This window comes from Streptomyces sp. NPDC127119, assembly GCF_042677425.1.
Taxonomy (GTDB): Bacteria; Actinomycetota; Actinomycetes; order Streptomycetales; family Streptomycetaceae; genus Streptomyces.
The window spans coordinates 91818-117127 of the sequence record NZ_JBHXTO010000014.1; the positions used below are offsets into that span (position 1 = coordinate 91818).

Here is a 25310-nt window from a genome sequence, read left to right on the forward strand (position 1 = left end):
AGTGGACGAGGACGACGACGCAGCATGATTCCGGAGGAGGCGGGGTCTAGTTGGTACCAGCGGTCAGCTCGCTGAACAGCTTGTTCGCCGACTCGGAGGCGAACTGCCGCTGGAGTTCGGCGCGGGCGATCTGCTTCTTGAACTCGCCCTCGTGGCCGGTGAATCCGGCGTTGTGCATGGTGTCGGTGATCCACGTCGCGAATGCCTGGTAGTTCCAGATGTGCGGCAGGCAGGTCTGCGAGTAGCTGTCGAGGAGGCTGGAGTCGCCCTCCTTGGCGTGGTGGATCACCGCGCGGGCGAAGACCTGGGTGTCGTGCAGAGCGAGGTGGATGCCCTTGGCGCTCATCGGCGGCACGATGTGCGCGGCGTCGCCCAGGAGGTAGAGCTTGCCGTAGCTCATCGGGTCGAACACGACGCTGCGCAGCGGAACGATCTGCTTGGACACGATGTGCCCGCGCGAGGGCGGCGTGCCGAACCGGGCCTCCAGCTCGCTCCAGATGCGCTCGTCCGGCCACTGCTCGAGGGTGTCGTCGACCGCGCACTGGAGGTAGATGCGGCTGGCTTCGGGGCCGCGGGGGATCATCCCGGCCAGGCCCAGTTCGTGGATCGCCATGCCCGAGGGCTTGGTCTCGGTGGCGGCCAGGACGCTGAGCCAGGAGTAGCCGTACGCGTGGGAGTACTCGGTCAGCGCGGAGGCGGGGACGGAGCGGCGGGAGACGCCGTGGAAGCCGTCGCAGCCGGCGACGAAGTCGCAGTCGATGGCTCGGGCCGCACCATCGGCGTCCCGGTAGCGCACCACGGGGTGAACCTGGGTGAGGTTCTCCAGGGCGACGTCCGCGGCTTCGTAGCGCAGGTCACCGCCCTCGCGCAGGAAGACCTCCGTGAGGTTGCGCACCAGGACCTGCTGCGGGCAGTACAGGCTCTCGTTGTTGTCCTCGTCCACGTCGATCGGCATCGCGTGGCCGTCGATGTAGAAGCCGCCCTCGCTGTGCGGGATGGGGTCGCCCGCAAGGACCTCCTCCAGGCCCCATTCGCGGAACAGGCGCACCCCGAAGGTGTCGATCGTTCCGGCGCGCTGGCGCTTCTCGACGTAGGCGCGCGGGTGCTTCTCCAGCACGATGCAGTCGACGCCGTTGCGCAGCAGGAAGTTGCCGAGGGTCAGACCGGCGACGCCGGCCCCGATGATGACGACGGCTGTGTCGTCGCGTGTCTCAGTCATGCGTGGGAGCCCTTCATGGTCCGTGCAGTGGTCGGTACGCGCCGAGCGCGTACGTTGCGGCGCCGGCCGTGAAGTGGGAGGCCGGCGCTCGCTCGCTGTCCACTGTGGAAGATCCGGCGGGCTGTGAACCACTGGTAAGTCGACACCTGATACCGGAAACCCGCCAAGAAGGCTCGGACCTTGCGCACCGCGCACCTGACCAGGGCAAACAACCCTGGGGGACGGCTAGCGCGCGTGGAAGCGCAGGCCGGCCTGGTAGCGGCCGGGGGTCTGGCCGACGACCTCGGTGAAGGCGTCGATGAAGGTGGACGGGTTGGACCAGCCGCACGCGACCGCGGTCTCCGTCACCGTCATCCCGTCGGTCAGGTGCGCGAGAGCGTGGTGGATACGCAGAGTGGTCCGCCAACGGTGGAAGCTCATGCTCAGCTCGGCGTGGAAGAGGCGGCTGAGCGTGCGCTCGCTTGCTCCCACCGCCCTGCCCAGCTCGGCCAGGGTGGAAGGCCGGGCGGGGTCCGCGCGCAGCAGGTCGGTGGCGGCGCGCAGCCGGTCGTCGCTCGCTTCGGGAAGGTGGAGGGAGGTCTCTGCGGCGTCGGCCAACTCGTCCACGATCACGGCGAGCAGGCGCCGGTGGGCGCCGGACCGCCGTTCCGGCTCGTCGGTGAGCGCCAGGAGAGCCTCGCGCAGCAGCGGGCTCACCGCGAAGACGCTGGGGTGATTGATGAGCTCGGCGCACAGGTCGAGCGGTACGGACACCAGCCGCACGTCGGTCCGGCCGTAGAAGCGGTGCGAGTGGGCGAAGCGCGGGGGCGTCCAGGTGATCCGGTCCGCCGGGGCGACCCAGGTGCCGCGCTCCGTCGCCGTGGCCAGGGCGCCGGCGGCGGCGTAGACCAACTGCCCCTGGACGTGGCTGTGGGGGTCGAGCTGGAAGCCGTGCGGCAGCCAGGCACCGCCTTGCAGGATCTGATCCTCTGCATCGGCGGGCGTCGGTGAAGGATGGCGGGTTGTCGGCATCAAGCGTCAGTTTACCGGTGGTCTCGCGCAGTGCGCCGCGCCGACAGTGGTCGCATGACCACGATGACGCTCAAGTCCCGTCCCCGGGGGAGGTAGCGGTGGCCTCCCGCCGCACAAGCGGCGGATGCTGTCGTTGACCGTGCGGGGAAGCGAGCAGCCCAGTGGGCACTTCATGACCGTCACACTGGGCGGCGAGGACGTCCGGCACCTTCAGCGGTCAGGCTTCGACCAGGCCGGACGTCTGTTCTTCGCCGACCCCGACGACGACGCCACCGAGGTGTTCCTGCCCAGCAGCGAGCGGTGGATTCTCCAACTCACGCTCCAGGGCGGCAAACAGCGTCCGCAGTGAAGACCTACTCGATCCGGCGGTTCCGGCCCGAAGCGTCGGCCTTCGACATCGAGATCTCACTCCACGCGGACAACAGCCCCGGCGCGGCCGGCCCGGGCACCCGATGGGCGCGCGCCGCCGAGTTCCGGCACCAGGGTCGCGTTCATCGACGCAAGACACAGCCACCCGGTCCCTGATGTCGAAGTGCCGTGTGGCCGTCGGCGAGGACACATCCGCGAACCGACACGAGCGGGCGTCCGCCGAGGTGCGAGCTGCCGGGTTCGAGCCGCTGGAGCCGTGCCCCGGCCGCACCACGGACCATTGGCGCTGCCGCTGTTCCCGTGGAAGCGAAGTCACGACGCGCCTGTCCTCCATCCGGTCGGGCACCACCGGCTGTAAGAAGTGCCCCCGATCCGGCGGCAGCCGCCGTGGAGGTACGCACCGCCGGGTTCGAGCCGTTGGAGCCCTATCCGGGAAAGACCGCCGACCGGTGGCGCTGCCGTTGCAGGTGCAGCACGGACATCACACTCACCCTGACCAGCATCAGAGGAGGCCGTACCGCGTGTGGCACGTGCTCCCAAAGCCCGACTCGGTAACCATCGGTCACAACGCACCGAAGGCAAACGCCACACCCAGGCCGCCATGGCGCTCTCCCGCCGCCATGGTCAACGCTCGCGAGGCTCTCCTGCGCGACAGACGGTGCTAGGAGCTCACACCACCGATGGTCCGAGCGGCTTGGCAAACGGCACTAGGCCCTGTCGTCAAATTCCCGCCTGCCGGGCGGACGTCGGGAATTTGACGACAGGACCTAGGCGCTGATTCTCGGATCATGTACGGAGCCAGATGATGAGTGCGGCGAGGGTGACGGTGCCGAGGTAGGTGTAGGCCCGCTTCTCGTAGCGTGTGCCGACGGCGCGGAAGCCTTTCAAGCGGTTGATGGCCCGTTCGACGGTGTTGCGTTTCTTGTAGCGCTCGCGGTCGAACCCGGTGGGCCGACCGTCGCGCGAACCGCGGTTCTGGCGGTGCCTCCGCTGGTCGAGCCGTTCGGGGACGATGTGAGATAGACCGCGCCGTCGGAGATAGCGGCGATTCTCGCGGGATGTGTAGGCCTTGTCGGCCAGAACCTGGTCGGGTCGGGTGCGAGGCCGGCCGACTCCGATGCGGGGCACCGACATCTGCTCCAGGACAGGCTGCAGCTGGGGGCCGTCTCCGTAGTGTCCGGGTGTCAGGAGGACGGCAAGTGGCTGGCATCGTCCGTCGGCTGCGAGGTGGAACTTGGTGGTGAAGCCGCCGCGGGAGCATCCCGGACACTCGCCGATCTGACCACCTCCTCCAGCCGGACAGCCAGTTTCCGAAGCACCGGATCGACCTGGGCGTCCTCGGCGGCCGGCACCTTCGACAGCAGCATCTGCCAGGTCCCGTTCGCCGACCAGCGACGATGACGCTCGTAGACCGTCTCCCACGGCCCGAACCGCTCAGGCAGGTCCCGCCACTACACCCCCGTACGAACCCGGTACAGCACCCCGTTGATCACACGGCGGTAATCACTCCACCGACCTCCACGTGCACCACCGCGCGGCAAGAACAACTCCAGCCGGTCCCACTCCGCGTTCGTCAGGTCTCCGCGTCCCATGCCGTCAGCCTGCCCCAACACCTCGCACACGGAGGGAGATCCGAGAAACAGCGCCTTAGGGCTCGCAGAGAATCAACACGTTGATTCTCTGCGAGCCCTAAGGGTTATCCCGTAAAGATCTGCGAGTCACCTCGGGTATAGCGAGCCACCGTTCCACCTGTCGAGCTACTGGGCGAGGCCGAGGTTGTGCATCCGGGCGATGCCGAGCATGGCGTGGCTACACACTTCACCACAACCGCGTCCTGCTCCCGTGAGTCCTACTGCTGAGCGCCGGCAGAAGTCGGCTACCCCGGGGGATCGGGACACCAGTCATGCAGAAGTACGCGATCGTCCAACACATCACACGGTTCTTCCGGCCCTCGCGTGGTGCAAGACAGCAGCCGGGCACGTTCGCCCGGCAACTGGTGGGGCTCTGGCTGTTCGCGCTTGCCTTCGGGGCCGGGCTCACCGCGATCGGCTGGGACGACGAGTTCGGCCTGGCGCTGCTGCTTCTCTTTTATGGCGACATCATCGACGGGGTGCGGTACCGCTGGACGGCCGCACTGGCCGCGCTGACAGTCCTGTCGACTGCGAGCCGACTCACAAGAGCCGTCCTGCCCGGCTCCCTCGACGGCGCCTGGGCGCAGACCGTTGGCTCCGCTGTCGGTGTCACGCTCGGGCTGGCAGTGAGCGCCGCGATCACACGACTTCCGGAACGCCGACCACATCGGCCCGCCGGGGGACACGACCGCAGGGTCAACGGTCAAGACTCTCCGTAAACGGTACCTATCGGACCGAGCCGAGATCGCCCTCAGCACGTCACGGCGCTAAACAGCAGACTCCTCCGATTACGCGTCAGCGGAGTCAGTATTGGGTCAGCATTCGGTTTGCCAAACCCTGCTACAGCTGGCTGAACGCGCGAAGCACTACGCGCCCTCGGAGCCCGTGGGCCGGGCATGATCATCCCGCCACAGCTACTCGCATGCGCCGCACGCAGGGCGCGTCCCCTAAAGCCGCAGCTACGCCGACAGCAGCCGCACCATCTGCGCTGGTCAGCGCACCCGCCCCCGGGGCTTCAGCGGGACGGGCGGCAGGGCCGGTGCCGAGAGCGGGCCCCCGTCGTAGCCCTTCACCTCTCCGAACCGCGCCCCCGTCGCCCAGTCGGCGCGGGCCTGTTCGATCTCCGTCTGGGAGCGGCCGATGAAGTTCCACCACATGATGAGCTCTTCTTCGAACGGCTCGCCGCCGAGGAGCATCAGGCCCGCGTCCGACTCGGCCCGCAGGGGCAGTTCGGTGCGGCCGCAGCCCAGGTAGAGCATGGAGCCGGGGAGCAGCGGTACGCCGTCCACGTGGGCTTCGCCGGACATGGACAGCACGGCGTACTCGAAGTCCGGTTCCAGCGGCAGGCGTACGTCCGTGCCCTGGGCCAGGGCCAGATCGGCGCCGACGATCGGCGTGTACGTCGTGCCGGGCGAGGCGGCGCCGTCGACGCCGCCCAGGACGATCGTGGCCTTGAGGCCGGGAGCCGTCACGACGGGCAGCTCGCTGTGGTGTTCGAAACGCGGGTCGGTGTGGCGGTCCGTGTCGGGCAGGGCGACCCACAACTGCGCGCCGTGCAGGAAGCGGGCGTGCGACCTGGGGCTCTCCTCGGAGTGGCTGATGGCCCGGCCGGAGGTCATGAGGCCCAGCTCACGCGGGCGGATCGTCTGCAGGCTGCCCGTGGAGTCGCGGTGCAGCACCTCGCCCTCGTGCAGCCAGCTGACGGTCTGCAGGCCCATGTGCGGATGCGGCGGCACCTGCATGCCGGGCTCTTCGGCGATGTCGTCGGGGCCGTAGTGATCGACGAAGCACCAGGCGCCCACCATGCGCCGGCCCAGGTTGGGCAGCAGCCGCCGGACCTCGCTGGACTCGCCGAGCTTGACCCGGCGGGGGCTGAGGAGTTCACGTACCGGCTCAGCCACCACGAAACCCCGGCCGCCGCACATCGCGGGAACGGCCTCGCGATCAAGATTGCTCATGGCCCACAACCTAGCCCCGTGAAGGACCGTCCGTCATACCGTCGACCCGCCCGTCGGCAGCCGTTTGACCGAGAACCGGCGCACGCGCCGGGGAGACCGCCGATGCACCACCCGCCGCCCCCTCCGCCGACCACCGCACAGGTCGTGGAATATTCAACAACACCGTGCGGTTCTGGCCGTCGAAAGAGATTGAGGAGGTCACAGACGTGGACACGACCTACTACGACCACGGGACGACCGCGGAGCGCTGGGAGCGCGCCCGGATGTTCTTCGACGCCAAGGAGTACGCCGCCTCGGCGCGCGTCCTCGACGCTCTGGTCGAGGAGGTGCCGCAGGAGACGGGCCCCCGCCTGCTGCTGGCCCGTGCGTACTACCACTCGGCGCAGCTGAGCCGGGCGGAGGCCGAACTGCGCGTCCTCGTCGAGAACGACCCCGTGGAGCACTACGCCCGTCTCATGCTCGGCCGGACGCTCCAGCGTCAGGGCCGTGACGGCGAGGCCGCGTCGCACCTGCGGCTCGCCTCCGCCCTCGCGGGAGATTTCGACTCCCTGTGAGCGGAGTGAGTGGAGAGGGAGCGGAGGTCCCCCGGACCGCCCTTGGCGGTCCGGGGGACCTCGCTAGTTGGCGGTCTCCTTCTCGGTCTCCCGCGCCGCCTCCTTGTCGGGCCCCTTCGTGGGGCCGTACGTGCGTTTGCCCCGCCGGTAGGCGATCTCGCCGAGGATGACGTCCACCGCGATGAACGCGGCCAGCGAGATGCCGAGCAGGGGCACGAAGTACCCGAGGACGGCGACGCCCGCCATCAGCGGGACGAGGATGTGCGCGGGCACCTGCTGCCAGGCGCCGCGCGGGATGGGACGGCCGAAGGCCGAGGCTCGGCCCCGCTGCCACCACATGCGGTAGCCCCACAGGATCAGCAGGATCAGGCTGAGGGCGAGGGCCATCAGGACCAGCTGGTTGACGATGCCGAAGAGGATGCCGGTGTGCGCGTCGATGCCCCAGCGGGTGAGCTTCGCCAGTACCGGGTAGTCGGCGAACCGCACGGTGTCGGTCACCTCGCCGGTCGCGGGGTCGACCGCGACCGCGTCCTGCTTGGTGGGCCAACTGCGCTGGACCTGGCTGACCTTGTAGGCCGACTCGGCGTCCGCGGGCGGCACGATCTCGACCGGGTCGCCCAGGCCCTCCGCCCGCGCGGCGGCCAGCACCTTGTCCAGGCCGACGCCGTGTTCGACGCCGCCCTCGGCCGACCCCGAACCGTGGCCCGAGTGTTCGCCGCCCGCGGCGGCCGACACCGACGGGGTCGCCTGGCGCAGCGAGGTGCGCAGTTCGTCGATGTTCGCTCCGGCGTACGTCGACCAGGTCAGGCCCGTCGCCGACAGGAAGATGAAGCCGACCGCGGCCCAGACGCCGACCGAACCGTGCAGACCGAGGGTGCGCCGGCGCCCGCTGGTGCCGCGTATCCTGCGCTGCGTACGGCGGCGGCCGAACCAGAGGACCAGACCGCCGCCGGCGATCACCCACAGCCAGCTGGCGGCGAGTTCGCTGTAGAGGCGGCCGTCGTCGCCGAGTTTCAGATTGGCGTGGAACTCGTCGATCCAGGTGCGCAGCGGCAGCGCGCCGCTGGATCCGTACTGTTCGAGCGCGCCGCGCACCTCGGCGGTGTACGGGTCGACGAACACCGCGAGGGTGTGGGTCTCGGCGATGCCGGAGACGCCGGAGAGCATCACCCTGGTCGTCTCGTCGTCCTCGGGCGAGGGGCGTACCGCGGAGACCGTTCCCTCCGGGTGGGCCTTGCGCGCGGCGGCGACCTGCTCGGAGATCGGCAGCTTCTCGTCGCCGACCGGGACGGTCATCTCGTGCGAGTAGAGGATCTTCTCGGCCTGGAACGACGCCGCGTAGAGGAATCCGGTCGTGGCGGCGACCAGCAGGAACGGGGCGACGAGCACTCCGGCGTAGAAGTGCAGCCGCAGCACCAGCGGGCGCAGCGGCGCCCAGCCGCCGCGTTTCGGCGGGGCGGGGGTGACGGACTGCGGGGACTCGTCCGTCTCGGTCGTGGGAGCGGTGGACATCGGCTGGCTTCTCCGGTCGGGCAGGGGACGACGGGGCCGTACTCGGCCGTTGCGGTGCAGTAGTCGGTCCGCGGGCCCGTCGAGTTCCCGGAGATTCATGTGGTCTGGGTCACACGCCTGTTCGTACGCCAGGGAGCCGCCTCGCACCCCGGAGTTCCGCTTGGCATGCTGGCGCGATGGCATCATCCAGTGACCTCACGCCCCTCAGCGACCGAGTGGAGGAACTCCTCTCCCGTACGGGCCCGTTGCCGATCGTCTCCGCCGGTGACCCCGTGCTGCGCGGTGCGGCCGAGCCGTTCGACGGCCAGCTCGATCCGGCGCTCCTGGCCCGCTTCGTCGCGGCCCTGCGCGACACCATGCACGCGGCGCCGGGAGTCGGGCTGGCCGCGCCCCAGGTGGGCATCCCGCTGCGGATCGCGGTGATCGAGGACCCGGCGCCCGTCCCGGACGAGATCCGCGAGGTACGCGGCCGGGTGCCGCTGCCCTTCCGGGTCCTGGTCAACCCGGTGTACGAGCCCGTGGGCACGGCGCGTGCCGCGTTCTTCGAGGGCTGTCTGAGTGTGCCGGGCTGGCAGGCGGTGGTGGCGAGGCCCGCCGAGGTGCGGCTCTTGGCGCGGGACGAGCACGGCGGGCCGGTGGACGAGGTGTTCACGGGCTGGCCGGCCCGGATCGTCCAGCACGAGACCGACCACCTGGACGGCACGCTCTACCTCGACCGGGCCGAACTGCGCTCGCTGTCCTCGAACGAGGCGATGGTGCGGTGGTGGGCGCAGCCGACTCCGTCGGAGGCGGCGAAGGGCCTGGGCTTCGAGCTGTAGCGCGCCCTTCCGCACGGTCGGGCCCGGCTGCCTCTGCGCCGGGCCCGAACCCTTCCCTGCCGGGCCCGGTCACTTGCCCGCCGGGCCGGGCCACTCCCCGGCCCCGCCGGGCTACTTGCTGTCGCGGTACGCCTCCAGCAGCCTCAGCCACACCTCGCTGACCGTCGGGTAGGACGGGACCGCGTGCCACAGCCGGTTCACCGGGACCTCTCCGACGACCGCGATCGTGGCGGAGTGGATCAGTTCGCCGACGCCGGGGCCGACGAAGGTGACGCCGCGCAGGGTCTCGGTGTCCAGGTCGACGATCATGCGTGCCCGGCCGCGGTAGCCGTCGGCGTACAGGCCGGCGCCGGCGACCGTGGCGAGGTCGACGTCGACCGCCCTGACGCGGTGGCCGGCCTGTTCGGCCTCGGCGAGGGAGAGGCCCACGGAGCCGGCCTCCGGGTCGGTGAAGACGACCTGGGGAACGGCGGCGTTGTCGGCGGTCGCGGAGTGCGCGCCCCAGGGGTCGGTCTCAAGGAGCGGCACACCGGCGGCACGGGCGGCGATGGCCGCGCCCGCGATCCGGGCCTGGTACTTGCCCTGGTGGGTGAGCAGGGCACGGTGGTTGACGTCGCCGACCCCGTACAGCCAGTCGGTGCCCGTGACGCGGAGGCTGTCGTCGACCTCCAGCCAGGAACCGGGCGTGAGGCCGACCGTCTCCAGGCCGACGTCGTCGGTGCGCGGGGCGCGTCCGGTGGCGAAGAGGATCTCGTCGGCCTCGATGCGGTCGCCCGTGGAGGTGGTGACGACGACCGTGCCACCCTCCCGGGTCACCGACTCGACCGAGGCGCCGGTGCGCACGTCCGCGCCCGCCTCGGTGAGCGCCTCGGCGACCAGTTCGCCCGCGAAGGGCTCCATGCGGGGCAGCAGGCCCTTGCCGCGGACGAGGATCGTGACCTGGGAGCCGAGGGCCTGCCAGGCGGTGGCCATCTCGACGCCGACGACCCCGCCGCCGACGACGACGAGGCGGCCCGGGACGGCCTGGGCGCTGGTGGCCTCACGGCTGGTCCAGGGCTTGACCTCGTCGATGCCCGGCAGGTCGGGCAGGACGGCCCGGGTGCCGGTGTTGACCGCCACGGCGTGCCGGGCGGTCAGCACGTGCCGTTCCCCGTCGGGGCCCTCGACGGTGACCCGGCGTGGTCCGTCGAGCCTGCCGTGTCCTCGGTAGAGGTCGACTCCGACACCCTCGAGCCACTGGACCTGGCCGTCGTCCGTCCAGTCCGAGGTGTAGTAGTTGCGGTGGGCGAGGACCTCCGCCGCGTCGAGGGGGCCCTGCACCGCCTGGCGCAGCCCTGGCACCTTGCGGGCGTCCGCGCGGGCGATCGCCGGGCGCAGCAGGACCTTGCTGGGCATGCAGGCCCAGTACGAGCACTCGCCGCCGACCAGTTCGCTCTCCACGATCGCGGCGGAGAGGCCTGCCGCGCGGGCGCGGTCGGCGACGTTCTCCCCCACGGGCCCGGCCCCTAGCACCACGACGTCGTACACGTTGGTTTCCGTTTCCGTCATGGGGTCAGTCTGGTCGTTGGTGTGGGTCGTGGCCACACGGGTATGCGCGCGGAATACGGCGCCGGTCGGTGCCGTTGTGCACAACGGCCACGCACCGACCCCGAGAAGAGGGAATCAACACCATGAGCAGCACCGTGGAGCTCACCAAGGAGAACTTCGACCAGACGGTCACGGACAACGAATTCGTCCTGATCGACTTCTGGGCGTCCTGGTGCGGCCCGTGCCGGCAGTTCGCCCCGGTCTACGAGAAGGCGGCGGAGGCCAATTCCGACCTGGTGTTCGCCAAGGTGGACACGGAGGCGCAGCCGGAGCTGGCCGCGGCCTTCGAGATCCAGTCGATCCCGACGCTGATGATCATCCGCGACCAGGTCGCGATCTTCTCCCAGCCGGGTGCGCTGCCGGAGGCCGCCCTGGAGGACGTCATCGGCCAGGCCCGCAAGCTGGACATGGACGAGGTCCGCAAGTCGGTGGCGGAGCAGCAGGCGAAGCAGGCCGAGTAGCGGGGCGTGGACGGCGCCCCGAAGGGGGCGCGGGGAACTGCGCGAGCAGCCCCCACACGGCCGCGGACGAACATCCTGCCGGACGGTTCCGGCGGTCGGCGGCAGCCCGCAGTGCGCTGCCGCAGCGCCCTGGCGGCCGGGGCAGCAGGCTTCAGGGCGCTGCCCCCGGCCGGCCGGTCGGGGAGCCGTCAGCTCGACTCCCGGTGGACGACCTCCGCACCCAGCACCACGCGGGCCTCCGGCTCCGCCGAAGGCTCCCGTACCGCACGGTCGACCAGCTCGGCCAGTTCCTCCCCGGACGGCAGCTCGATGTGGACCGTGCTCAGCCGCGGCCGCAGCAGCCGTCCGAGCATCAGATCGTCGGCGCCGACGACGGCCGTCTCGTCCGGGATGCCGACCCCCTCGTCCTGCAGCGCTCGCATCAGCAGCATCGCGAACTCGTCGTTGTACGCGAAGACGGCGTCCAGGCCGAGCGATCTCCAGCGCCCCGCGAGATCGGCCGCGGCCTTCTCGTCGTAGGCGAGCGGCACCTCGGTCACCGTGGCGTCCGTGCCGGTCAGGGCCTGCCGTACGCCTTCGAGCCGGGGCCTGGAGAAGATCTCCAGACCGGGATCCTCGGGCACCAGCACCCCGACGCGCCGGTAGCGCCGGGCCAGCAGGTGCGCGCCGACGCTGCGGCCGACCTCCTGGTGGTCCATGAGGAGGGCGTGTGCGCCCTCGATGCGTTCGGGGCCGAGGGTGACCACGGCCCGGGCGCCGGAGCGCTTGAGCACGGACACGCCCCGCGGTCCGAGGCCTCCGCCGGGCGCCAGTACGGCGACCGGCCGCAGCTCGGCCCAGGCGCGGGCCGCCTCGTCGCCCCGCAGGCCCAGTCCCCCGTACTGCACGACGGTGTATTCGAGGCGGCTGAGCGCCCATTGGAGTTCGTTGAAGAACTGGCTGTAGAGCGGGCCCACGGGGACGTCCGGCGCGGGCATCAGGACCATGCGGCTGTGCCCGGCGCGCAGACTGCGGGCCGCGGCGTGCGGCACGTACCCGAGTTCCTCGGCCGCCTGGTGGACACGGCGGCGGGTGGGCTCGCTGATCCGTACGGCGCTGGTGTTGTTGAGGACGTAGGAGACGGTCGCGCGTGACACACCCGCCAGACGGGCCACATCGGCACTCGTCGGCACGGAGCGCTGCGCGGGCGGCGGAGGGGCGGATGTTTTCGGTATCTGCACCATGAGGTACGGCATCCTTGCAGAAGCCCCGCGCGGGCCCGGGGCCGGGGCGCCCCAAGTCGCTTCCCCGCCAAGGCAGTTCCGTTCGGATCAGGTGGGCGACTGCGCGCGGGGCAAGCCGGTGCCTCGGTACGGGTCAGGCCGGCGACTCCGTGCGCGTCACGCGTGCGACCAGGTCGGTCCAGCCCGCTTCCAGCCGCTCCAGCGGCATCCCGCACTCCTTGGTCAGGTGGTGGATCAGCGCGGGGTCGAGGTATCCCATCAGCGTCTGGGCGAGGAGGGCGCAGTCGGCGTCCGGCGCCGCCTGGCGCAGCAGCAGGGTGACGTGGCCGGTCAGGAAACGCTGGGGCGGGAACGAGAAGCGGCGGGCCGGTTCCGGCTGGGCGGCCAGCTGCAGATCCAGCTGCTCGACCGACTGACGCAGCACGGCGCATCCGAACGCTCTCAGCCGCTCGACCGGCGGCGCGCCGGGGCCCAGCGGCGGGGGTCCGCTGAGGAAGGCGGCCTGGAGCTGCTTGGCGGAGTGGTCGAGGAGCGCCATGAGCAGACCGGTGCGGTCGCCGAAGCGGCGGAAGACGGTTCCTTTGCCGACCTCGGCGGCCACGGCCACCGCCTCCATCGTGACGCCGGCCGCGCCGTGCTCCGCGACCAGGCGGGTGGCCGCCTCCAGCAGCCGGGCCCGGTTGCGGGCCGCGTCCGCACGCAGGCACGGCTCGTCCTCACCGGTGGTGAGTTCCAGGAGAACGGGCTCGCCGGTCGGCACCTGGGGCTTGGGAAAGGGCGGCAGGGAGGCGGACATGAAGACAGCGTAACGCCGGGGGAAGAAAACTGGACCGTGGTCCGTTTGGCTGGTAGAACTTTAAACGGACCCCGGTCCGGATCGTAACGGCAATGTTTCATCCTCCTTGGAGCCCCCCATGACTGTTCGTATCCTCGCGCTCGTCGGCAGCCTTCGCGCCGGCTCGCACAACCGCCAGCTCGCCGAGGCCGCCGTCAAGCTCGCGCCCGAGGGCGCGGAGGTCGACCTGTTCGAGGGCCTGGCCGACATCCCCTTCTACAACGAGGACATCGACATCGAGGGCGACGTCCCGGCCGCCGCCGCACGGCTGCGCGAGGCCGCGGGCAGCGCCGACGCCATCCTGCTGTTCTCGCCCGAGTACAACGGCACCATCCCGGCCGTCCTGAAGAACGCCATCGACTGGCTGTCCCGCCCGTTCGGCGCGAGCGGCCTCAAGGACAAGCCCCTCGCCGTGGTCGGTACCGCCTACGGCCAGTTCGGCGGCGTCTGGGCGCAGGACGAGGCCCGCAAGGCCGCCGGCATCGCCGGTGCCAAGGTTCTCGAGGACATCAAGCTCTCCATCGCCGGCTCGGTCGTCCGCTTCGCCGAGACGCACCCCTCCGACGACGCCGAGGTCGCCGCACAGCTGACCGAGGTCATCAGCCGGATCCACGGCGAGGCCACCGCGCCCGTCGCCGCCTGACCCTCACACCTGTACGTTCCCTGCTGACGCGCGGCCCTCGCCGCGCGTCACAGCCGTATGCGGTACCGGTGCAGTACGCGGCCCTCGTGCCGTACACGGTGCTCGTGCCGTACGCGGCGCCGGTGCGCCTCAGTCAAGTCCGGCCAGCCGCTCGACCACCGGGGCTACCCCGCGCTCGATCCACTCGGCGGGCTCGTCGACGCGCGGGCCCAGGATCACGGTCTCGACGCCCAGCTTCGCGTAGTCCGCCATCTCCCGTGTGAAGGCGTCCAGTTCGGCCCCGCTCCTGGGGTCGCCCGAGTGGACCATCGTCTTGCGCACCTCGGCGTAGTCACGGCCGACGGCGTCGCAGTGCCCACGCAGGACGTCCAGCTTGTGCCCGACCTCCTCGGGGGTCGAGGCGAACAGGTTGCAGGCGTCCGCGTACCGGGCGACCAGCCGCAGCGTCTTCTTCTCGCCGCCGCCACCGACCATGATCTCCGGACGCGGGGTGCTCACCGGAGCCGGTACGCAGAGGGTCTCGGCGAGCCGGTAGTGCTTGCCCTCGAAGGGGCCGTTCGTCTGCGGGTCCCACATCCGCAGACAGATCCGCAGCGTCTCCTCCAGCCGTTCGAAACGCTCCGCGAGCGCCGGGAACGGCACGCCCAGACCCTCGTGCTCGCGGTCGTACCAGGCCGCCCCGATCCCCAGCGTGGCCCGCCCGCCCGACAGGACGTCGAGCGTGGTGGCGATCTTGGCGAGAAGGCCGGGGTGGCGGTAGGTCACCCCGGTCACGAGCGTCCCGAGCTGCACGGTGGAGGTGTGGGCGGCGAGGAAACCGAGGGTCGTGTACGACTCCAGCATGGCGTCCTCGGCACCGCCGTTGAACTCCATCTGGAAGTAGTGGTCCATGACCGACATCCAGCTCACCCCCGCGGCCTCGGCGGCGGCGCCCGCCGCGGCCAGTTCCGGGCCGAGCGCGCTCGCGCCGCGGGGATGGTTGAACCGGTTGATGTGCACGCCGACCCGCATGTGCTTCTCCGTCGCCCTCGGACCACCGCCGGACGGTCGCCGACTCCCGTGACGGTAGAACTTGAAGAGCACTCCAAGGCAAGGGCGGACCGCCGGGAAGGGCCCGGCGCATGAGCGAACGGCCGTCCCCGCCAACGAAGCCGGACGCCCCGTACCGCATACGCCATCCGGAGGTTACCGTTCGGTAGACATCGTGCTCCCGGAGGTGGCAGCCCCCCATGACGCCCAACCGTGTACGGAAGCCCGTATGACGTCCGCCCGTCCCGCGGGGCTCGCGGAGCGCGCCCGCGCCCTGGCCGAGGGCTCGGTGTCCGCGCGGACGCTCGTCGAGGAGGCCCTCGCCGGGATCGCGGCGACCCAGGGCACCCTGAACGCCTTCCGGCTGGTGCGCGCCGAGGCCGCGCTCGCGGAGGCCGACGCCGCCGACAGGGAACGGGCGGCGGGCGGCCACCGGCCACTGCTCGGGGTGCCGGTGGCGGTCAAGGACGACATGGACGTGGCGGGCGAGCCGACGGCCTTCGGCTGTCGCGGCGCGTTCCCACCGGTCGCCGAGGACGGCGAGGCGGTACGCCGGCTGCGGGCGGCCGGGGCCGTGATCGTCGGCAAGACCAACACCTGCGAGCTGGGACAGTGGCCCTTCACCGAGGGCCCGGCCTTCGGCGACACCCGCAACCCGTGGCACACCGGCCACACCCCGGGCGGCTCGTCCGGCGGTTCGGCCGCCGCCGTCGCGGCGGGTCTCGTTCCCGCCGCGCTGGGCTCGGACGGGGCGGGCTCGGTACGCATCCCCGCGTCCTGGACCCATCTGATCGGCATCAAACCGCAGCGCGGCCGGATCTCGACCTGGCCGCGCCCGGAGTCCTTCCACGGCATCACGGTCAACGGCACGCTGGCCCGTACGGTCGAGGACGCGGCGCTGCTCCTGGACGCGGCGAGCGGCAGCCACGCACGCGACCTGCACCGCCCGCCCGCTCTCCGCACGGCCGACGCGGTGGGCCGGGACCCGGGGCGGCTGCGGATCGCGCTGTCGCTGAAGCCCCCGTTCACGGCGGTGCCCGCACGCCTGCGCCCCGACGTACGGGCCCGGGTCGTCGCCCTCGCGGAACGGCTGGCCGCGCTCGGCCACGAGGTCGAGGAGGCCGACCCGGCGTACGGGCAGATCGGTCTCGCGTTCCTTCCGCGCGCCACCGCCGGGATCGCCGAGCGCGTACGAGGCGTGCCCGACCCCGCCCTCCTCGACCGGCGCACCCGTGAGGCGGCCCGGCTCGGGCGGCTGCTCGGCGGGGCCCCGCTGCGGGCCGCCCGGCGCGCCGAGGCACGGCTGCACCGGCGGATCGGGGCGCTCTTCACGACGTACGACGTGGTCCTGGCGCCGACGACGGCCGCTCCTGCGCCGCGGATCGGCGCGCTGCACGAGCTGAGCGGGTTCGGCACGGACCGGGCCATGATCGCCGCGTGTCCGTACGCCTGGCCGTGGAACGTGCTGGGCTGGCCCGGGGTGAACGTCCCGGCGGGCTTCGTCGACGGCTCCCTGCCCGTCGGCGCCCAGCTCCTCGGCCCCGCGCACAGCGAGCCGCTCCTCGTCTCGCTCGCCGCGCAACTGGAGGCGGACCAGCGGTGGTTCGAGCGGTGGCCGGGCCACGCGACAGGTCACGAACCGGGCGGCGGTGCGACGGAGTACGGTCCGCACACCGGTTCATGGTCCGCGGGCCCGTAGGCTTGGTGTCATGGACGACGCGTCGATGGTGGGGCTCATGGGGCGGGTCACCGGAACGGTGGGGCCCGGGCTCGTCGGCGAGGTGATCGTCCGGGTGCGGGGCGGCGCCGAGCACTTCCTCGCGTACGCCGCCTCCTCGAAGGACCGCATCGAGTCCGGCACGGTCGTCATGGTGGTGGAGTACCTGCCGCCGCGCACGGTGTACGTGTCGCCCGCGTACGACAGTTGAAGCCGGTGCGGGCGCTTTGACCATGCGAGCGTGTAGTACGTATCAAGGATGTCCCAAGGACGCGTCGGGCTCTGTACCCGCGGGTCCGCGCGGGCGCACACTCCCTTCGTTCGGTGCCGAAAGGGCACCATGCAACAGGGGGCGAATGCCGATGATCGTCGGCGTCGTAGCGGGGGCAGTGGTCCTCGCGCTCGTTTTCATCGTCGTGGTCTTCAAGCTCATGTGGCGGGTCGCGGAGCCCAACGAAGCTCTGATCATCTCCGGTTCGAAGCACCGGATGGAGGGCCTCGAGGAGGGCATGGGCTTCCGTATCGTCACCGGGCGCGGCACGCTCGTGATGCCGGGCGTCCAGGCGGTGCGCAAACTCTCGCTCGACCTCAACGAGACCGAACTGTCCGTGGACTGCGTGACCCACCAGGGCATACCGCTCAAGGTGCGGGGCGTGGTCATCTTCAAGGTGGGCGACGACTTCGTGTCGATCGCCAACGCGGGGCGCCGCTTCCTCGACCAGCAGAAGCTGATGTCGGAGCGGGTGCACAACGTGTTCGCCGGTCATCTGCGGTCCATCGTCGGCGGGTTGACCGTCGAGGACATGATCCGCGACCGGGAGAAGCTGACCGGGCAGACCCGTGCCGCGTGCGGTACGGAGATGGAGAAGCTGGGGCTGATCGTCGACTCGCTGCAGATCCACGAGATCGAGGATCCGACGGGCTACATCAAGAACCTGGCCATGCCGCACGCGGCGGCCGTGCAGCGGGACGCCCGGATCGCGCAGGCCGAGGCCAACCGGCTGGCCACCGAGGCCGAACAGCAGGCCTCCGCGCGGATGGCGGAGGCGACCAGGGACAGCGAGATCCTGCAGGCCGGCTACCAGGCGGAGCGCGACAACGCCGCGGCCAAGTCGCGGCAGGCCGGGCCGCTCGCCGACGCGGGGGCCCGCCAGGAGGTCGTGGTCCAGGAGACGCGCGTAGCCGAACTGGAGGCGCACCGGCGCGAGCAGCAGCTCCAGGCGGACGTCCGCAAGCCCGCGGACGCGAAGGCGTACGAGAAGCGCACGCTGGCCGAGGCGGAGCGCGATGTGCGGATCTCCGCGGCGCAGGCCAAGGCGAAGGAGACGGAACTGGCCGCCGCGGCGGAGGCGACCCGGGTCAAGACGGCCGCGGGGGCGGAGGCCGAGGCCACGAAGGCGCGTGGGTCCGCGGTCGCGACGGCCACCCGGGCGACGGGTGAGGCGGAGGCCGCCGCCGCGCAGGCCAAGGGGCTGGCGATCGCCGAGTCCACGCGGGCGAAGGGGCTCGCGGAGGCGGAGGCGATCGCGGCGCGGGCCGCCGCCCTGGCCGAGAACCAGGAGGCCGTCGTCGCGCAGCAACTCGCCGAGAACTGGCCGGAGATCGTCAAGGCCGGTGCGGGGGCGTTCGGGAACGTCGAGCACATGGTGCTGCTGAACGGGGCCGAGGGGATGTCGGACATGTTCGCCAAGGCGCTGACCATGGGTGGGACGGGGCTCGGGCTTGCCCGGCAGTTGCTCGCGTCCATGAACACGAACGGGCATGCGGGCAAGGAGGGTTCTCCTGTGAACGGGTTCACGTCTCCGGGGGCTTCACCGGGTTCGCAGAAGGTGGCGGTGGACGGGGAGTCGTAGCGGCGCCGTCGGGGTGGGTGATCGTGGACGGGTGCGGGTCCGTCGTGGCTGGTCGCGCAGTTCCCCGCGCCCCTAAAAAACGGCCGTTACCCGCGGCCCCGGCGGAAAAGAGGCGCGGATTGGGGAGTCGTAGCGGCGCCGTCGGGGTGAGTGATCGTGGGCGAGTGCGGGTCCGTCGTGGCCGGTCGCGCCGTTCCCCGCGCCCCTGGAAGCGGCGGTTGGCCCGTGCCCCTGGCTGGAAAGGGGCGTGGCAATCGCCGCTGGGGGCGCGGGTTAACGTGTCCGCTGTGACTGCTTCTGCCGAGCAAGATGTTCCTGGGCGATTCGGGCCCTCCGCCACCGTCGAGGCCGATCCGCGGCGGGTCGGGGTCGTGCGGACCGAGTACTCCCCCGCGCACGACGGCGACCCGGACCCGGGCGAGATCGTGTGGACCTGGGTGCCCTACGAGGAGAACGACGGGCGGGGCAAGGACCGGCCCGTGCTGGTGGTCGCCCGCGAGGGTGCCGACACGTTCCTCGCCGTGCAGTTGTCGAGCAAGGGGCACGACGGCGACCGCGAGTGGGTGCCGATCGGCAGCGGGCCCTGGGACCGGTCCGGGCGCGACTCGTGGGTGGACGTGGACCGGGTGCTGCGGCTGCACGAGAAGGGGATGCGCCGGGAGGCGTGCGCGCTGGACCGGATGCGGTTCAACCTGGTGGTGCACCGGCTGCGGGAGCGCTACGGCTGGCGCTGAACGGGCCTGAACGCCTGCTCGAAGGCCGTCCTGACCACCGCTCCCCTCGTCCGGTCCAGGACGCCGAAGACGACGTGTTCGAAGGCGCGGGAGAAGCGTCCGCCGTCCCCGAGGAGCGTGGCGAAGGTGCTCGCGACCTGCGCCGGGTCGTTCTGGAACACTCCGCAGCCCCAGGCGCCCAGCACCAGCCGGCGGTAGCCGTGCGCCTCGGCCGTCTCCAGGACGCGCTCGGCGCGGGAGGCCAGGGCGCGTGGCAGCTCGGGCACGCGCTCCGGCATGGTGCGCTTGATCACTCCGGCGTTGGGTGCGGCGGCCGTGAGGAATCCGGCGGTGTACGGCTCGTCGAGGAGCGTTCCCCGGTCGTCGCGGAAGACCGGGACGGCCGGTGAGTGGATCACCCGATCGGTGTAGAAGGTGTCGCGGTGTGTCCGGTGGTGGTCGTAGAACGCACGCACCCCCACCACGCACGTGTAGAGCGCGGAGGCCCGGCACAGGGCCTCCTCCTGGGCCTGCGCGCCGTTCAGATAGCCCCCGCCCGGATTGCGGGCCGAGGAGAAGTTCAACACCGCGACCGGGCCGGTCAGCCGGCGGGCCGCTTCCAGGCTGCTCTCGCCCGTGACCTCGAAGAACGTGTCCGCGGAGGACGCAATCGCAGAGTGCGTACCGGCTGAGGGCGTGTTCGCGGGGTCCGGCACGAGGCCCACCGCCCCCACGGGCTCCGGGCCGTACATCCGGGTGCCTTCCCGTGCGGCGGCCACCGCCGCGGCGATCGACACCTCGCGCCCGTCGGACGCGCGGTACGAACCCGCCGCGACGATCTCCTCCGTCTGCCGTGCGATCGCGCGCAGCCGTGCGCTCATGGCGCCACCCCTGTAGGCGCCGTGCTCGCGCCCCGCGCGATCTCCCCCGGTCCCTCTGCCGCATCCCCCGTCGTGCTCATGAACGCATGGTGAGCGATCCTGGTCTGGAGTCGCAACAGAGTTTCACGCACCCAAAAGCGGCGATACGCACCCTTGTGCGAACCGGCTCAAGGGTCTTGGGTGGGACGAGCGTCTGTCGGGCCGGCCCATCCGAAGCCGGACCCGACGGCATGGATGGAATCTCAGGAGGATCCCGACATGTCCGATTCGGTGAGTGACTGTACGGAGCCACGCCGCTCCGCCGTCACCGAGGCCGAAGTGGAGGCACTGGTCCGAGGCATATGCTTCAAGACCGGACCGCCTCGCTTCCTCGGTGTGGAACTCGAATGGCTCGTCCACGAGCCGCGCTCCCCGCGGCTCCCCGTACCACCTGAACGTCGCGAAGCGGCCTACGCCGCAGTGCGGGCCCTGCCCCTGAGTTCGGCGGTCACCGTCGAACCGGGCGGACAGCTGGAGCTCAGCTCCGCACCCGCCGCCTCCCTGATGGAGTGCATCGCCTCCGTCTCCGCCGACCTCGACGCCGTACGCGGTGTACTGCGTGAGGCGGGTCTCGCCCTCTGCGGACTGGGCCAGGACCCCTGGAACGAACCCACCCGGTTCCTCCATGAGCCGCGTTACGACGCCATGGAGACCTGTCTCGACCGCGCGGGCCCCGAGGGCCGCGCCATGATGTGCTCCTCCGCCTCCGTCCAGGTCTGCCTGGACGCCGGGTACGAGGAGCCGGGACCGCTCGGTCTCGGGCGGCGCTGGTGGCTGGCCCATCAGCTGGGCGCGGTGCTGGTGGGCGCCTTCGCCAATTCCCCGATGGCCCGGGGCCGGCCCACCGGCTGGCGCTCCACCCGGCAGTCCCTGTGGGCCGCGATGGATCCGGGCCGCACCAGCGCCCCGCCCCTCGACGGCGACCCGCGGGCCGCCTGGGCACGGCACGTCCTGGACGCGCCGGTGATGTGCGTCCGCGCGCCCAGCGGCCCCTGGGACGTACCGGAGGGGCTGAGTTTCCGGGAGTGGACCCGGTCCGGCGCTCCGCCCGGCCGGGAGGACCTCGACTACCACCAGACGACCCTGTTCCCGCCGGTCCGGCCGCGCGGGCATCTGGAGCTGCGCATGATCGACGCGCAGCCGGGCGACGACGGCTGGATCGTGCCGCTGGCCGTGACGACGGCGCTGTTCGACGACCCGGAGGCCGCCGAGACGGCCTACCGGACGGTGAAACCCCTCGCCGAACGGGCCGGCGCGCTGCCCGCTCCGCTCAACCCGCTGTGGACGACCGCCGCCCGCTCGGGCCTGGCCGACCCGGAGCTGCGGGAGGCGGCCGTGACCTGTTTCGCGGCGGCTGCCGACGCGCTGCCCAGGATCGGCGCGAGCACCGAGGTGCAGCGGGCGGTCGCGGAGTTCGCCGACCGCTTCGTCGCCCGGGGCCGCTGTCCCGCCGACGACCTGCTGGACCGTGCCGCCGACTCCGGTCATCCGGACCACGGCACGCTCCTCGGCGCCGGACAGGGCGCGGGGCACAGCACGGGCCGCGGCTCGGAGGACGGCACGGGCCACAGCACAGAACACGGCACAGAACACCTGCTCAGCGGGAAGGACTTCCGCCCATGACCGACCCCGGTACCGGCACCACGTTCGACGCCCCGGAGGCGCTCAGGAAACGTGCGCTGGCGGCGCTGCTCACGGCCCGCGAGCGCACGGCACTGCTGACCTCCTGCGTCGAGGACCCCGAACTGACCGCGCAGCACTCGCCGTTGATGTCCCCTCTGGTGTGGGACCTCGCGCACATCGGCAACCAGGAAGAGCTGTGGCTGCTGCGGACGGTCGCCGGCCGTGACGCGCTGCGGCCCGACATCGACGGCCTGTACGACGCGTTCGAGCACCCGCGCGCCGAGCGGCCCTCGCTTCCGCTGCTGCCGCCCGCGGAGGCCCGCACCTACGCGGCCGAGGTGCGCGGGCGGGCACTCGACATCCTGGAGAGCACCGCGTTCGAGGGCACCGGCGCCCGGCTGACCGAAGCCGGGTTCGCCTTCGGCATGATCGCCCAGCACGAACAGCAGCACGACGAGACCATGCTGATCACCCATCAGCTCCGCCGGGGCCCGGTGGCCCTGACGGCTCCGGACCCGATGCCCGTACCCGCGTTCGGCGGACCGGCCGAAGTGCTGGTCCCGGGCGGCCCGTTCACGATGGGCACGTCCACCGAGCCGTGGGCGCTGGACAACGAACGGCCGGCGCACGCGCGTCTGGTGCCGCCGTTCTTCATCGACACCACCCCGGTGACGAACGAGGCGTACCAGGCGTTCATCGCCGACGGCGGCTACACCGACCGCCGGTGGTGGGCGCCGGAGGGCTGGGCCCACATCCGGGAACACTCCATCGGGGCGCCGCTGTTCTGGCGCCGCGACGGCGGGCAGTGGCTGCGGCGGCGCTTCGGCGCCACCGAGGTCGTACCGCCCGACGAGCCCGTCCTGCACGTCAGCTGGTACGAGGCCGACGCGTACGCGCGCTGGGCGGGGCGGCGCCTGCCCAGCGAGGCCGAATGGGAGAAGGCGGCGCGGCACGACCCGGAGACGGGCCGCTCGACGCGCTATCCGTGGGGCGACGCCGACCCCACGCCCGAGCACGCCAACCTCGGCCAGCGCCATCTGCGCCCGGCCCCGGCCGGCAGCTATCCGGAGGGCCAGTCACCGCTGGGCGTACGGCAGTTGATCGGTGACGTGTGGGAGTGGACGTCCAGCGAGCTGCTCCCCTACCCGGGCTTCCACGCCTTCCCGTACAAGGAGTACTCGGAGGTGTTCTTCGGGTCGGACCACAAGGTGCTGCGCGGCGGCTCGTTCGCCGTGGACGCGGTGGCCTGCCGCGGGACGTTCCGCAACTGGGACTATCCGGTCCGGCGGCAGATCTTCTCCGGGTTCCGTACCGCCCGGGACGCCGCCCCGGACAGCGTCTGATGTGCCGTCATCTGGCATACCTGGGGCCCGAGGAGCCGCTGGGGCGGCTCCTCGTGGACCCGGCCCACAGCCTGTACCGCCAGTCGTGGGCGCCCCGTCGCCAGCGGCACGGGACCGTCAACGCCGACGGTTTCGGCGTCGGCTGGTACGCCGAGGGCGACCCGGTGCCCGGGCGCTACCGGCGTACCGGGCCGATCTGGGGCGACCGGTCCTTCGCCGACCTCGCGCGGGTGGTGCGCTCGGGCGCACTGCTCGCCGCGGTGCGGGACGCGACCCTGGCGGGGGCGGACGGGGAGGCCGCGGCGGCGCCGTTCGCCGCGGGCACCTGGCTGTTCAGCCACAACGGCGCGATCGCGGGCTGGCCGCGTTCGCTGGCGCCGCTGGCCGGGACGCTGCCCGCCGCGGACCTGCTGTCGATGGAGGCGCGCTGCGACTCGGCGCTCGTCTGGGCGCTGGTCCTGAACCGGCTGCGCGGCGGTGACGAGGAGGGACAGGCCCTCGCCGACACGGTTCTCGACGTGGCGGCGGCGGCCCCCGGCTCCCGCCTCAACCTGCTGCTCACCAACGGCGAGGTGATCGCCGCCACCGCGTGGGGCGACACGCTCTGGTATCTGACCGAGCCCGGCCGGCGCACCGTCGTCGCGTCCGAGCCGTACGACGACGATCCGCACTGGCAGGAGGTGCCGGACCGCACGCTGCTCGCCGCGAGCCGCACGGACGTCCTGCTCACCCCGCTGAAGGACATCGACGCACCCGTGGCACCCGTGGCATCCATGGCGAACGCCTCCGCCCCGGGCCCTTCCGTCCCGGGCGCTCCCGCATCGAGCACGTCCGTACCGAGCGCATCCGTTCCGAGCAAGGAGCCCCGTACGTGAGTCCGTTCCTGGTCACCCGCACGCTGCCCGAGGACGCCACGGACGCCGCCCTGCGGGCCGACGTCCTGCACGGCCTGACCCGCACCGCGAAGACGCTCCCGCCCAAGTGGTTCTACGACGCGCTCGGCAGCGAGCTCTTCGAGAAGATCACCGCGCTGCCCGAGTACTACCCGACCCGTGCCGAGCGCGAGATCCTCGTCGCCCGGGCGCCGGAGATCGCCGCGGCGACCGGCGCGCGCACGCTCGTCGAGCTGGGCTCGGGCTCGTCCGAGAAGACGAAGCACCTGCTCGACGCACTGCCCGCACTGCACACCTATGTGCCGGTGGACGTGAGCGAGAGCGCGCTCAGGCAGGCCGGTGAGGCGCTGGCCGTCGAGCGGCCCTCGCTCGACGTGCACGCGCTGATCGCCGACTTCACCGGTGGTCTCACGCTGCCCGACACGCCCGGCCCGCGGCTCGTCGTGTTCCTGGGCGGCACGCTCGGCAATCTGCTGCCCGCCGAACGCGCCTCGTTCCTGGCGTCGGTACGTTCCCTGCTGTCGCCCGGCGACGCCCTGCTCCTCGGCACCGACCTGGTGAAGGACGAGTCGGTGCTCGTCGCGGCCTACGACGACGCGGCGGGCGTGACGGCCGCGTTCAACAAGAACGTGCTGAGCGTCGTCAACCGCGAGCTCGGCGCGGACTTCGACCCCGACGGGTTCAGCCATGTCGCCCGCTGGAACGCCGAGGAGGAGTGGATCGAGATGCGGCTGCGGGCCCTGTCGGCCGTGACCGTGAAGATCCCGGCGCTCGACATCGCCGTGGAGTTCGCCGAGGGCGAGGAGATGCGCACCGAGGTGTCGGCGAAGTTCCGCGAGGCGGGCGTACGCGGGGAACTGGCCGCGACCGGACTCGAACTCACCCACTGGTGGACGGACGCCGAGGGGAGGTTCGCGCTGTCGCTGAGCACGGCCCGGTGAACCGCACCGGACCGGAGCCCGCCGGAATCCGTGTCCCCCGGGCCCACATCTCGCGGTCCCCCGCCTCGTGGGGCACCGTGGAACGACACGTGGCACACGGGCCACGGCGGAGAGGAGCACCCGCATGTCCGACCACACCTACCGGGTCACCGAGATCGTCGGAACCTCGCACGAGGGCATCGACCAGGCGATCCGCAACGGCGTCTCCCGGGCCTCGCAGACCCTGCGCAACCTCGACTGGTTCGAGGTCACACAGGTGCGCGGGCAGATCGAGAACGGTCAGGTCAAGCACTACCAGGTCGGCCTGAAGGTCGGTTTCCGCCTGGAGGACTCGGCCTGACGGCCGCGCGTGTCCGACGAGCACGAGTACAGGCACGAGTGCCGGCACATGACGTGCACCGGGTGAGGCGCACCGGGTGACGTGCACCGGCCCCTCCCCGCACGTTCGGGAGGGGCC

At 71.6% G+C, this 25310-nt stretch carries 25 protein-coding genes and 1 pseudogene; 16 read left to right on the plus strand and 10 right to left on the minus strand.

The genetic code is table 11. The annotated features are described in order from the left end of the window. Window positions 1-46 precede the first annotated feature (46 nt). Both ACFVH5_RS09925 and ACFVH5_RS09930 read right to left on the minus strand, forming a co-directional pair. The gene (locus tag ACFVH5_RS09925; protein ID WP_385833044.1) at window positions 47-1219 is read right to left on the minus strand and encodes a 4-hydroxybenzoate 3-monooxygenase; all 1173 of its coding nucleotides are present in this window, start codon (window positions 1217-1219) and stop codon (window positions 47-49) included. Between the two features lie 225 nt (window positions 1220-1444). Continuing rightward, a complete protein-coding gene (locus ACFVH5_RS09930) occupies window positions 1445-2230 on the minus strand; it encodes an AraC family transcriptional regulator (protein WP_385833045.1) in 786 nt (261 codons plus the stop codon). Between the two features lie 124 nt (window positions 2231-2354). Here ACFVH5_RS09930 and ACFVH5_RS09935 point away from each other — a divergent pair, with 124 nt between their 5' ends. Next, a complete protein-coding gene (locus ACFVH5_RS09935; RefSeq protein WP_385833046.1) occupies window positions 2355-2579 on the plus strand; it encodes a siderophore-interacting protein in 225 nt (74 codons plus the stop codon). Beyond that, window positions 2576-2755 (plus strand): siderophore-interacting protein, encoded by a 180-nt coding sequence (locus tag ACFVH5_RS09940; protein WP_385833047.1) that lies wholly within the window; start codon window positions 2576-2578, stop codon window positions 2753-2755. Before ACFVH5_RS09935 ends, ACFVH5_RS09940 begins: the two co-directional genes overlap by 4 nt. A 630-nt stretch (window positions 2756-3385) precedes the next feature. Here ACFVH5_RS09940 and ACFVH5_RS09945 read toward each other — a convergent pair. After that, window positions 3386-4191, minus strand: a pseudogene (locus ACFVH5_RS09945) (IS5 family transposase). Between the two features lie 311 nt (window positions 4192-4502). Here ACFVH5_RS09945 and ACFVH5_RS09950 point away from each other — a divergent pair. Further along, complete coding sequence (locus ACFVH5_RS09950; protein WP_385833048.1) at window positions 4503-4949, plus strand: hypothetical protein; 447 nt, start codon at window positions 4503-4505, stop codon at window positions 4947-4949. A gap of 273 nt (window positions 4950-5222) precedes the next feature. Here the strand turns inward: ACFVH5_RS09950 and ACFVH5_RS09955 are convergent, their stop codons facing one another. Then, the gene (locus ACFVH5_RS09955; protein WP_385833049.1) at window positions 5223-6188 is read right to left on the minus strand and encodes a pirin family protein; all 966 of its coding nucleotides are present in this window, start codon (window positions 6186-6188) and stop codon (window positions 5223-5225) included. A 206-nt stretch (window positions 6189-6394) separates the two neighbouring features. Between ACFVH5_RS09955 and ACFVH5_RS09960 the strand changes: the two genes are divergently transcribed. Beyond that, window positions 6395-6742 carry a tetratricopeptide repeat protein gene (locus tag ACFVH5_RS09960; RefSeq protein WP_385833050.1) on the plus strand — a complete coding sequence of 116 codons (348 nt, stop codon included), beginning with the start codon at window positions 6395-6397 and terminating at the stop codon, window positions 6740-6742. A gap of 63 nt (window positions 6743-6805) precedes the next feature. Here ACFVH5_RS09960 and ACFVH5_RS09965 read toward each other — a convergent pair whose 3' ends face one another. Next, entirely contained in the window at window positions 6806-8254 is a 1449-nt protein-coding gene (locus tag ACFVH5_RS09965; protein ID WP_385833051.1) for a PepSY-associated TM helix domain-containing protein, read from the minus strand. A gap of 176 nt (window positions 8255-8430) precedes the next feature. Between ACFVH5_RS09965 and ACFVH5_RS09970 the strand changes: the two genes are divergently transcribed. Continuing rightward, the gene (locus ACFVH5_RS09970) at window positions 8431-9072 is read left to right on the plus strand and encodes a peptide deformylase (RefSeq protein ID WP_385833052.1); all 642 of its coding nucleotides are present in this window, start codon (window positions 8431-8433) and stop codon (window positions 9070-9072) included. Window positions 9073-9183: 111 nt separating this feature from the next. Here ACFVH5_RS09970 and ACFVH5_RS09975 read toward each other — a convergent pair whose 3' ends face one another. Continuing rightward, complete coding sequence (locus tag ACFVH5_RS09975) at window positions 9184-10620, minus strand: dihydrolipoyl dehydrogenase family protein (protein ID WP_385833053.1); 1437 nt, start codon at window positions 10618-10620, stop codon at window positions 9184-9186. A gap of 113 nt (window positions 10621-10733) precedes the next feature. On the opposite strand from ACFVH5_RS09975, the gene trxA reads away from it, so the two are divergent. Next, window positions 10734-11120, plus strand: a complete 387-nt coding sequence (gene trxA, locus ACFVH5_RS09980) for a thioredoxin (protein ID WP_385833070.1) — start codon at window positions 10734-10736, stop codon at window positions 11118-11120. A 188-nt stretch (window positions 11121-11308) separates the two neighbouring features. On the opposite strand, the gene ACFVH5_RS09985 is transcribed toward trxA, so the two are convergent. Both ACFVH5_RS09985 and ACFVH5_RS09990 read right to left on the minus strand, forming a co-directional pair. Beyond that, complete coding sequence (locus ACFVH5_RS09985; protein ID WP_385833054.1) at window positions 11309-12343, minus strand: LacI family DNA-binding transcriptional regulator; 1035 nt, start codon at window positions 12341-12343, stop codon at window positions 11309-11311. A 133-nt stretch (window positions 12344-12476) separates the two neighbouring features. Then, the gene (locus ACFVH5_RS09990; RefSeq protein WP_384805703.1) at window positions 12477-13139 is read right to left on the minus strand and encodes a TetR/AcrR family transcriptional regulator; all 663 of its coding nucleotides are present in this window, start codon (window positions 13137-13139) and stop codon (window positions 12477-12479) included. 118 nt (window positions 13140-13257) lie between these two features. Here ACFVH5_RS09990 and ACFVH5_RS09995 point away from each other — a divergent pair, with 118 nt between their 5' ends. Next, window positions 13258-13821 (plus strand): NAD(P)H-dependent oxidoreductase, encoded by a 564-nt coding sequence (locus tag ACFVH5_RS09995; RefSeq protein ID WP_384805701.1) that lies wholly within the window; start codon window positions 13258-13260, stop codon window positions 13819-13821. A gap of 129 nt (window positions 13822-13950) precedes the next feature. On the opposite strand, the gene ACFVH5_RS10000 is transcribed toward ACFVH5_RS09995, so the two are convergent. Continuing rightward, complete coding sequence (locus ACFVH5_RS10000; RefSeq protein ID WP_385833055.1) at window positions 13951-14832, minus strand: LLM class F420-dependent oxidoreductase; 882 nt, start codon at window positions 14830-14832, stop codon at window positions 13951-13953. Between the two features lie 247 nt (window positions 14833-15079). On the opposite strand from ACFVH5_RS10000, the gene ACFVH5_RS10005 reads away from it, so the two are divergent. From ACFVH5_RS10005 to ACFVH5_RS10020, 4 genes are all read left to right on the plus strand, one after another. Further along, window positions 15080-16549, plus strand: coding sequence for an amidase (locus ACFVH5_RS10005; protein WP_385833056.1), 1470 nt, complete (start codon window positions 15080-15082; stop codon window positions 16547-16549). A 10-nt stretch (window positions 16550-16559) separates the two neighbouring features. Further along, complete coding sequence (locus tag ACFVH5_RS10010; RefSeq protein ID WP_199854866.1) at window positions 16560-16778, plus strand: hypothetical protein; 219 nt, start codon at window positions 16560-16562, stop codon at window positions 16776-16778. A 145-nt stretch (window positions 16779-16923) separates the two neighbouring features. After that, window positions 16924-18420 carry an SPFH domain-containing protein gene (locus ACFVH5_RS10015; protein ID WP_384805695.1) on the plus strand — a complete coding sequence of 499 codons (1497 nt, stop codon included), beginning with the start codon at window positions 16924-16926 and terminating at the stop codon, window positions 18418-18420. A gap of 287 nt (window positions 18421-18707) precedes the next feature. Next, entirely contained in the window at window positions 18708-19154 is a 447-nt protein-coding gene (locus tag ACFVH5_RS10020; protein WP_384805693.1) for a type II toxin-antitoxin system PemK/MazF family toxin, read from the plus strand. On the opposite strand, the gene ACFVH5_RS10025 is transcribed toward ACFVH5_RS10020, so the two are convergent. Continuing rightward, window positions 19139-20014, minus strand: coding sequence for a TIGR02452 family protein (locus ACFVH5_RS10025; RefSeq protein WP_385833057.1), 876 nt, complete (start codon window positions 20012-20014; stop codon window positions 19139-19141). The two genes, ACFVH5_RS10020 and ACFVH5_RS10025, sit on opposite strands and share 16 nt — an antisense overlap. A gap of 258 nt (window positions 20015-20272) precedes the next feature. Here ACFVH5_RS10025 and egtA point away from each other — a divergent pair, with 258 nt between their 5' ends. From egtA to ACFVH5_RS10050, 5 genes are all read left to right on the plus strand, one after another. After that, entirely contained in the window at window positions 20273-21676 is a 1404-nt protein-coding gene (gene egtA, locus ACFVH5_RS10030) for an ergothioneine biosynthesis glutamate--cysteine ligase EgtA (protein WP_385833058.1), read from the plus strand. Continuing rightward, window positions 21673-23019, plus strand: coding sequence for an ergothioneine biosynthesis protein EgtB (gene egtB, locus ACFVH5_RS10035; protein WP_385833059.1), 1347 nt, complete (start codon window positions 21673-21675; stop codon window positions 23017-23019). Before egtA ends, egtB begins: the two co-directional genes overlap by 4 nt. After that, window positions 23019-23894 (plus strand): ergothioneine biosynthesis protein EgtC, encoded by an 876-nt coding sequence (gene egtC / locus ACFVH5_RS10040; protein WP_385833060.1) that lies wholly within the window; start codon window positions 23019-23021, stop codon window positions 23892-23894. The genes egtB and egtC overlap by 1 nt, the downstream gene beginning before the upstream one ends. Continuing rightward, window positions 23891-24853, plus strand: a complete 963-nt coding sequence (gene egtD, locus ACFVH5_RS10045; protein WP_385833061.1) for an L-histidine N(alpha)-methyltransferase — start codon at window positions 23891-23893, stop codon at window positions 24851-24853. The genes egtC and egtD overlap by 4 nt, the downstream gene beginning before the upstream one ends. Before the next feature lie 124 nt (window positions 24854-24977). Then, complete coding sequence (locus tag ACFVH5_RS10050) at window positions 24978-25193, plus strand: dodecin (RefSeq protein ID WP_107019416.1); 216 nt, start codon at window positions 24978-24980, stop codon at window positions 25191-25193. The last annotated feature ends 117 nt before the right edge of the window (window positions 25194-25310 follow it).